This is a genomic window from Caballeronia terrestris (genome assembly GCF_001544515.1).
In the GTDB taxonomy this organism is placed as follows: domain Bacteria; phylum Pseudomonadota; class Gammaproteobacteria; order Burkholderiales; family Burkholderiaceae; genus Caballeronia; species Caballeronia terrestris.
The window spans coordinates 1-8,705 of the sequence record NZ_FCOL02000119.1; the positions used below are offsets into that span (position 1 = coordinate 1).

General features: G+C 58.8%; 5 protein-coding genes and 2 pseudogenes. 3 read left to right on the plus strand and 4 right to left on the minus strand.

Annotated features, from left to right (window positions below; genetic code table 11):
• Positions 1-84: 84 nt before the first annotated feature.
• The 3 genes and pseudogenes from AWB67_RS32930 to AWB67_RS32940 form a co-directional block, all read left to right on the plus strand.
• Positions 85-732 (plus strand): annotated as a pseudogene (locus AWB67_RS32930) (VIT1/CCC1 transporter family protein); the annotation flags it as partial.
• Between the two features lie 257 nt (positions 733-989).
• The gene (locus AWB67_RS32935; RefSeq protein WP_235025478.1) at positions 990-3,434 is read left to right on the plus strand and encodes a cation-translocating P-type ATPase; all 2,445 of its coding nucleotides are present in this window, start codon (positions 990-992) and stop codon (positions 3,432-3,434) included.
• Positions 3,435-3,437: 3 nt separating this feature from the next.
• Positions 3,438-4,086: pseudogene (locus AWB67_RS32940) on the plus strand (hypothetical protein).
• On the opposite strand, the gene AWB67_RS32945 reads toward AWB67_RS32940, so the two are convergent.
• The 4 genes from AWB67_RS32945 to AWB67_RS32960 form a co-directional block, all read right to left on the minus strand.
• Positions 4,061-5,092 carry a universal stress protein gene (locus AWB67_RS32945; protein ID WP_087660223.1) on the minus strand — a complete coding sequence of 344 codons (1,032 nt, stop codon included), beginning with the start codon at positions 5,090-5,092 and terminating at the stop codon, positions 4,061-4,063. The pseudogene AWB67_RS32940 and the gene AWB67_RS32945 overlap by 26 nt on opposite strands.
• A gap of 750 nt (positions 5,093-5,842) precedes the next feature.
• The gene (locus AWB67_RS32950; protein WP_235025479.1) at positions 5,843-7,051 is read right to left on the minus strand and encodes an integrase catalytic domain-containing protein; all 1,209 of its coding nucleotides are present in this window, start codon (positions 7,049-7,051) and stop codon (positions 5,843-5,845) included.
• A 227-nt stretch (positions 7,052-7,278) separates the two neighbouring features.
• Positions 7,279-7,491, minus strand: coding sequence for a DUF2934 domain-containing protein (locus AWB67_RS32955; RefSeq protein WP_087660224.1), 213 nt, complete (start codon positions 7,489-7,491; stop codon positions 7,279-7,281).
• 495 nt (positions 7,492-7,986) lie between these two features.
• A complete protein-coding gene (locus tag AWB67_RS32960) occupies positions 7,987-8,487 on the minus strand; it encodes a hypothetical protein (protein ID WP_087660225.1) in 501 nt (166 codons plus the stop codon).
• Positions 8,488-8,705: the final 218 nt, after the last annotated feature.

Consider the following 8,705-nt stretch of genomic DNA (forward strand, 5'->3'; position numbering starts at 1 on the left):
CTTCAAATAACAAAAATTCAGAGGCGACATCTACTGTGACGCCGGGGGGACCACAGCCGGAGCGAGCGCCATCGCACCCAACATATAGGCTGGCCGCGTGCGACCGTTCTGGGTGCCAACGATGGGATTGTCTCCACCGCCAGCCTTATTGTCGGCGTAGCTACCTCCAGTGCGACGCATAGCGCAGTTATCGTGGCGGGCGTTGCCGGCCTCGCGGCGGGCGCAATGGCGATGGCTGCCGGCAAATACGTCTCCGTCAGTTCCCAAGCCGATACCGAGCAGGCGGATCTTGCACGGGAGCACGTCGAGCTTTCGACCGGTCACGCGCGCGAGCATGCTGAGCGCGCAGCAATTTATGTTCAACGCGGTGTCGAGGAGGCGCTCGCGGACCAGGTCGCCACGCAACTCATGGCCAAAGACGCGCTCGCTGCCCACGCCCGCGACGAGTTAGGCATCTCGGAGGCTGTCAGCGCCAGACCGCTCCAGGCTGCACTCGCATCAGCGCTGGCCTTCACAATCGGGGCCGCGTTGCCATTACTGGTCGCGCTTCTGTCAGTTTCTGGCTGGTTGATCGGGGCCGTCAGCATCGCATCGCTGGCGTTCCTGGCCGTTCTCGGCGCACTCGCAGCTTACACCGGTGGCGCAAGCACTATCAAAGGCATGTGGCGCGTGAGTTTCTGGGGTCTGCTGGCGATGGCAATAACGGCTGCCGTGGGTTTGCTATTCGGGGCTGTGGCAGAAGCCCGAAGCGGGTCAACAACAACAGTGCCTGAGTACCGAGAAGCACATATTCGAAGTCTACCGCTGCAGAGGCGCTCTGTTCCGCAGTTTCTTGACGATTATCAACAGGCACCTGCCGTCATGGCGCAATGCTGGATCAGGTTCGATCGACATCGATACCGTAATCATGCAGACCTTCCAGATCGGACGCCCCGCAGATGCCTCATTCATTAAACACCCAGTCGCACCCTGCCACTCTCGAAATGCCTGTGCAACGGACAGGTGGTGAGAGCGTTGACGTCCCCGCTCGGCAGGGCCTCACGAGCGAGAGCGCCGAACTCCTACGCGGCAGATTCGGCAAGAACATCGTCGAGTCACAGCAAGGCCGCAGTTGGTGGAAAACCGCTCGCGACGTGCTGAGCGAGCCGATGTTCATTCTGCTACTCGCCGCGAGTCTGATCTATTTCGTGATCGGCGACGCGTCTGAGGCTTTCCTGTTGCTCGGGTTCGTTCTCGCCATAGTCGCCCTGACGGCAGTGCAAAGTCATCGGACGGCACGCGTTCTCGCGTCACTTCGCGAAATGTCCGCACCACGAGCACAGGTGCTGCGCGATGGTGAGCGGCGACTGATATCCGCCGCCGATCTGGTACCCGGCGATCTGGTTTTCGTCGACGAGGGGGCACGGGTTCCCGCTGACGGAGTAGCCGTCGAAGTCCACGGCCTGAGTGTTGACGAGTCGCTGCTGACGGGGGAATCGGAGGCGGTCGCAAAGAGCGCGATCGACAGTGAAGATAATCGACTCTATTTTGGTTCGATGGTGGTCCAGGGTCAGGCGTGGATGACGGTGAGCACGACAGGCGCGCAGACAGAGCTTGGGCGGATCGGCAAGTCGTTGTCGAACATCGCGGAAGGCCGCTCACCGCTACAAATCCAGATGGGACTTTTCGTCAAGCGTTTCGCCATGCTGGCGATACTGCTGTGCGCAGCATTGGTTGTGCTTTATCGATGGCGCTACGGTAGCTGGCTGCCGGGCGTTCTGGCTGGCATCTCCCTGGCGATGGGAATCTTGCCGGAAGAAATCCCGGTGATTCTGACCGTATTCATGGCGTTGGGCGCACGCCGTATTGCCAAAGCCGGCGTTCTGACGCGTCGCATGAATGCGATCGAAACACTCGGCCAAACTACGGTGCTGTGCGTGGACAAGACCGGCACGCTCACTCAGAACCTGATGTCCGTTCGCGTCCTGTCCGCAGGAGGGCGGGACCAGATCATCGATACGAAAACCCAGCAAATCGACGAACACCTCAAAGAACTCCTTGAATATCTCGTTCTGGCGAGTGAGATCGAGCCCGTCGATCCGATGGAACGCGCTTTTCACCAGACGGGCCGTCAATTTCTCCAGAAAGCGGAACGCCTGCATACTGATTGGACGCTCGTCCACGAATACGAACTTTCACCGGCATTGCCGACGATGGCGCATGCATGGCGCGCACCTGAACGTCAGCATCACGCCGTAGCGTGCAAGGGCGCACCTGAAGCGGTTTGCATGCTTTGCCATCTCGACGGATTCGAGAGCGATGCCATCCTTGCCGAAGCCGCGCGGATGGCGTCGCGCGGACTCCGCGTACTCGGCGTGGCCAAGGCGAATCATCCTGGGTCGCCATGGCCCGCGGACCAGCATGAGTTCGATTTCAGCTTCGTCGGACTGGTCGGCCTGATGGACCCGGTGCGCCCTGACGCAGCCGCGGCGATCGCCGAATGCCGCACAGCCGGCATTCGGGTGGTGATGATCACCGGCGATTACCCGTCCACGGCGCAAGCGATCGCGTCCGAGGTCGGCATAGATGCCACGCATCTGCTGACCGGTCAGGCGCTAATCGCAATGGACGACGCGTCCCTTCAACGTGCGCTTCGATCGACCAGTGTATTTGCGCGCATCCGGCCGGAACAGAAGCTACGGCTTGTGGAAGCGTTCAAGGCACGCGGTGATGTTGTCGCCATGACAGGAGACGGCGTCAATGATGCACCGGCGCTCAAGTCAGCTCATATAGGCATCGCAATGGGCAATCGCGGCGCCGAGGTCGCACGCGAGGTCGCATCACTGGTTCTGCTACGCGACGACTTCGCTCCGATCGTCACCGCGATTCGACTGGGTCGCCGCATTTACGACAACCTCGTTCAGGCGATCAGCTACACGGTCGCGGTTCACCTTCCGATGGTCAGTGCCGTGATGATCCCGATCATATTTGGTTGGAGACCGATGCTCGCGCCCGTACACATTGTCTTTCTGGAGTTGATCATCAATCCGGTGTGCTCACTCGTATTTGAAAATGAACCTGAACGCGGCGGATTGATGCGCCGGCCGCCGCGGGCCGCCGGCATTGCGTTGTTGTCGAGCAAGGCGATGATTCAATGCTTTGCGATCGGCGCCGTCGTTGCCTTTGCCGTACTGGGTGTCTATGCCCTGTTGGTCCAGCGTGGCCTCGATCCAACCATCGCCCGTACCTACGGCTTTCTATCGCTTGTCTTTGGCAACGTCGCGTTGATCTTTGTCGTTCGCGTGATGAGCCGCCGACACGTCGGAGCCGGCACGGGTCAGACGAATCCCTATCTCTGGGTGGTGCTTCTGGCGACAGGCGCTGCGCTGACATTATTGATGACTGTGCCCATGTTCGCCCGGCTCTTCTCCATGGCCGCGCTGCTTGCCGGGTGAAGTATGAGTACATACGCTCAGGTCGTCGTGACATTGACCGTCCTTTTCGGCGCGGTCTTTGCGCTCAACCTGCTTCCCGCATTCGCTCCACCGACGTGGATGGTCCTGTCGTGGATCGGCTTCCGGCAGCCTGACCTCAATCCTGTGCTCATGGCTCTCGTCGCCGCGCTGGCCGCGACGGGCGGGCGGGTTGCGCTGGCGGTGCTCCCACTGGCTGATCCATGGGCGACTCATGCGCGACATGGACCGGCAGAATATCGCCGTGGCAACGTCATGGCTGGAGCGGAAGAAGGCCATGACCGCAACGGTCTTCCTCCTCTATGCATTCAGTCCGCTCCCGTCAAACTATCTTTTCATCGCGTATGGGTTGACGGGGCTTGGCCTCAGAACAATCGCACTCGCATTCTTTTTAGGCCGTACGACGAGCTACCTCGCATGGACAAGCCTGGCGCAGTTCGCGTCAGCCAGACTGGAAGGGGAAGGCGACTTACTGGGTGCCTATCCGGGCGTTTACTTTGTCGGGTCGCAACTCGTTCTGCTCGGCCTGGTCTATGGTCTGTCGCAATTGGACTGGCGGGCGTTACTGGAAGACCACAAAATCAGACGGCTCAAGCGGGCGCTGCCATCTAGGACTGGCTCCACAAAGATCTGATTTCTACGGTCGGGGTATCTGTCTCTCCATGGCTCTCTGCGTGATCGGCTGCTGCGCGAACCAGCAGCAGCGGGGTTGCAGTAATACGCGCGACGCGATTGGACACGCTACCGAGGACCCAGCCTGCAACGCCACGCCGCCCATGCGTGCCCATGACGAGCAGGTCTGCGGGCCAGCGAACAGCCTCGCGAACCAGGGTGTGTGCGATATCGTCGCCGCTCCGCTTTGTATGCAGGAAGCCGTAGTCAGCGGGAAAACTCGGGGCAAGGCAGGTGAATACTTCAGCTGCCGCGGCGAGCGCCCGTTTTCCCTCTTCCCGCTGGTCGACAAGCGCTTCCTCCCGCACGTCCACGGGAACCACGTCGGTGAATCGAATCGTCCGATCCAGGACAAACAGCGCTCTTAAATGCGCCCCTCTCGCGGCGAGCGTCATGCCTGTCAGCAAAGCCTGATGAGACGCCGGGCTTCCGTCGACAGCGAAGAGAATCTTCGTCGGTCCATGCTGAAGCTGCGGCTCGTAGCTCTCCGGGACGACTATCACCGGGCATTTCACAAGCTTGGTCACGGGTCCTGAGACGGCGCCCTCTACCCATCGCAACAAGCCATGATGTTGTCTCGCCCCAAGAACAAGCAGATCCGCGTTCCACCTCTGCGCTTCCGACGCGAGGGCATGGGACACGTCGCCCCCGTACCTGGCGAGGTCTATCAGTTCGGCCTCTACCGTTAAGCCATGGTCTTCAAAAATGCGCCGAACCTTCGATAGCGCGACGTTCGCGGATTCCCTCAACTCGTTTGAAAAAGCCGCGATATTCAGCCCGGTCGGCCAGCCGATCGGTAGCAGTGCACGGGGGATTTCGAGCACGCTCACTACCCTGATTTGAACGCCGCCTACGCCGAGTTGACAGGCATAGGTAGCAGCATGGATGGACGCGATACTCGAGTCCACGCAGAGCAAAAGCCGACTGAAGCGCGCTGAAGGCGAGTGGGGGCTGGCTGGCTGATTCATGGTGAGACTCCGTGTTGATCGCGGAACACGCGTGGCTGAAGCGTAGAGTAGAGATAGCCTTCAAAGGTAATCCATGCCCAGGTATAAGACGTCCCTCCTTGCTTTCATTTGATTTACGTCAACTCCCGGCGTGTCTGCCGACTAGACTGGCGGTTCGATAGCGGTCGACGCGTCGAGGCTCAGACAGGATCAGCGAAATGGAAGCCAATCATCAAAACAATCGTCGTGGCCCGGCGTAAGCCGGGCAATTTTTTTTAAGGAAAGGCCCCTCTGGTTTGCGTCGCACCAAGTTTCATCTCGGCATGCCTTCCCCCATGAAGCTCTCTTGCGCAGAGCTTCGCGTCGGTAGTGTCGAGAGCTGACGAGCAGCTACCGCGGAGACCCCACAACGCGCCGATTGACGCGTACGCCAGCGCAATCTGGTCGCATGTTTAAGGTTTGCTTCAGGTTCGATTCTCTAGCATTCATCCGGCGAAAGTCCTGTCGCGACATGAGTTGGCGAAAGGAGCCAGATGAGGATGAGTCGCACTACTGCTGAAATGCTGCGCGCCTATCTGGTGACCGCTTCGTTGCTGGCCATGTGCATGGACGGCGCAATCGTCATTGTTGCTTTAGTCGTCCATGTGCCTGACGCAGTCTTTGAAGGCTCCATGTTTCGGCTTGTCGCGCTAACAATGCTCGTGGCGTGCACTGTGGCGGTAAAACGTCGAGCCATGCGTGCATTCCGTCGTGCGGTCAAAGACCGGACTGCTATCGACGCGGGAATCGGTTGCCCCGTGCTGGTCGATTGCAGTTGTCCCTCGTTTGAGCTGGTGATTCTTTACCTTCGGCTGTCCAGGCGAGAATTTCTCGTTCGGCCGTATCCGGGACAACAAACTCCAATGGGTCGAGCGCCCTGAATCGAGTTCGGAGTTTGCGTTTGGTTGCCTCCGGCACTGAAGCCGCTCGCAAGACGCGCTCGAGCGGCGTCAAAGGTGAATCATAGTGCTTCGTCACCTTCGCCCCGTGACGTGTCTTTGATTTCAGTTTGAATGACGGCTGGAAGAAGTTGATGTAGAGCCGTGATACCTGGTAAAGGGAGGCAAGGACTTCCGTGGCATCCAGACCTTGCAGCCTTCCGTAGCCGACCAAGCGGCGAACGATAGCGCCGTTCTTCTGCTCGACCCACGCTTGGTCGTTCTTCTTGTATGCACGTGAGCGCGTAAGCTCGATACCTGTCGCTTTGCAGAAGTCGAACACCGTCTCGTTCATAAAGGCGCTATCGTTGTCGCAATCTAGTCCGCGCAGCGGAAACGGCAACGCACGGCGGACTTGCTCGATATGCTCCAGAACGAATGCGCCGCTGCGAAACGGCATCGCCAGGCATTCAGTCCATCCGGTCGCGATATCCGTCATAACAAGCGTGTGCACCAGCTCGCTGTCGACCTTGCCGCCACCACAATGCTGCACGAAATCGATCTCGAAATAACCGGGCAGCGGATCGTTCCAGTCCGAGAATGTCCGGATTGGAACGGCACGGCGAATAGCACTGCCGACTCCGCTGGCGCGTCGGTGTTGGCCACCGGAAGCCTGCTCGCGTACATCATGCAGCAGTCGGTCAATGGTGGCGGCGCTGATCTGTGTGAGCCGCTGGCGTACGCCCTTCGATAATGACAGGTGGCCATGCCTTGTCATCGACTCGATTAGCGTCGGGATCAGCGCTTTCAGCCGCTTGCCGCAGATCCGGTCACCAGCCTCCCATAGGGTAATCAGCGCGGCGCGCACCTCATCGTTATAGCGCCTCTGCGGGCCAGTCCGTACCTTTGGCGGCCGAAATTCTCGACACAACACACGGATTGCGTGCTTTCGATGGTAACCCGTCAACTCAACGAATTCGTCCAGTATCTGGCGTTTCTCGTTCCGGTCAGAACGGCGGTACCGCTCGCCGACTGCTTGAGTCAATTCCTGCCGTGTTGTCATGCTGAGCCGCCTTGTCATAAGTCGCTCCCGCCTGCATCCTGACGGGTAACAAATTACATGAGGCAACGACCCTCGCGTGGTAGCAAAAAACCTGAGTCAATGCGGCTCTCATCTTGTTTGACGCGCGGCAGAACTTGCCGTACCGCGAGTCCAGCCAACTGCTAACTCATCGATTCATCAAACAATGGGCCCTCAGCGTGCAGCAGCGGCAAAGCCGCAGCCTCAAACTATTCGGCCAGCGGACGGACTCGTAGCTTTTCCGGTGGATCGCCGAATCCAGACGAGTCATTACCCTTTTCACGACGCCCATCTTCTCCTGCGCACAATTCCGATTTGGCCTTCTCCCAATACTCATCGGCCCTCCCGCTTGGGCGTCCATCCAGTTCCCACAGGTAAAACGCGAGGGTACGAATCTGATCCTCCGACATTTTCACGCTCATCGTCTGTCCCTTTGCGAAATGTGCGATCGAGCTCAACTGCGCGTCACTGCAATGCGCTGTCGTCAGCTAAAATTTATCGAACTGCCACCTTCCAGATGCCGCAGTCGGTCATGTCCGGATGATAGCGTCCAGACTCCCAGATCGCCCATTGCAGGCGGTCGCTTTCAACTCAACCGCAACGAACGAGTGGGGGAGCGAGCGTCTGCCGTACACCATCCGCCAGCTGGTCGAATCCAAGAAGATTTCTTCCTGCGCTGTTGCATCCCGCGGCACTTACCGTTGACCCAGAAGCACCGGCCAACAGTGCTTTCTGGGCCGCAGAGCCTTTCAGCCTAACTCCATACGGTTACGAACTCGGCTGCCATTCCACTAGCGGACCGGCTCCTTTGGCTTGGGTATTTCAACGGTCTGGTGGTCATGCGGCGTCGGATGACAGCAGCATCAGCTCGATTTGTCGGACGCTGTCGATTTTCTTCCAACACTTTCCTAACCCGTCTAACGTTCTGCCGCCGCTGCATGCTGCCGCGCGAGCCGCAAGTATGTAATCGCCGCTATTACTCCGAAAGCGACGTTCAACAAGCAGGTCACCCATCCTCGCGCATACGCAAACCAGGGGAACGCGCGAGTCACTACGTAGAAGTTGAAAACGTACAGCAGCAGACCAAAGATGGCTCCCACGACCGAAGCCATAGGTACGCTCGAGTCGAATTTAAACTGCGCAACGACCAGTGCGAGCATAAGTGCAAAGCACACCGACAGAGTAAGATGGACAACCGCCGCCACCAACGTCATCGCAAAGTCAAACGAACTGGAGCTCACAAACAGTGCATCGCCGAACGCAATGGCCGCCACCATCCGCGGTGGCCCTAGGACGTTACCACCGGTAGCCCAAACGAGCATCAAGACTACAAACGCGAGCACCACAGCGGCAACACTTCCCGAGATTGCGGCTGCACGCCAATCAGGGATCCGGCGAACAAAGTGGTGGAAATGCATATGAAGTTCCCTAGCGTCCTCGCTTTCGACATCGCGCCGCGCCGATCGCTGCTTCGAAAAGTGCGTCGACCGCATCATCTTTTTGAAGGCCGAGGCGCGGTTATGCACCCCTCCGAGAGATATATTCGATGTTTGAGAACCGGCGGGCTTGATCTAAGTCAACTCGCGAAGAAGGTTAACCTAGCATTTTACCATTCAACAGGTTCGAGTTTCTAATG

Coding starts and splice junctions, on each gene's coding strand:
- AWB67_RS32960 (WP_087660225.1), bottom strand. CDS start 8,487: ATGCATTTCCACCACTTTGTTCGCCGGATCCCTGATTGGCGTGCAGCC.
- AWB67_RS32950 (WP_235025479.1), bottom strand. CDS start 7,051: ATGACAACACGGCAGGAATTGACTCAAGCAGTCGGCGAGCGGTACCGC.
- AWB67_RS32945 (WP_087660223.1), bottom strand. CDS start 5,092: ATGAATCAGCCAGCCAGCCCCCACTCGCCTTCAGCGCGCTTCAGTCGG.
- AWB67_RS32955 (WP_087660224.1), bottom strand. CDS start 7,491: ATGAGCGTGAAAATGTCGGAGGATCAGATTCGTACCCTCGCGTTTTAC.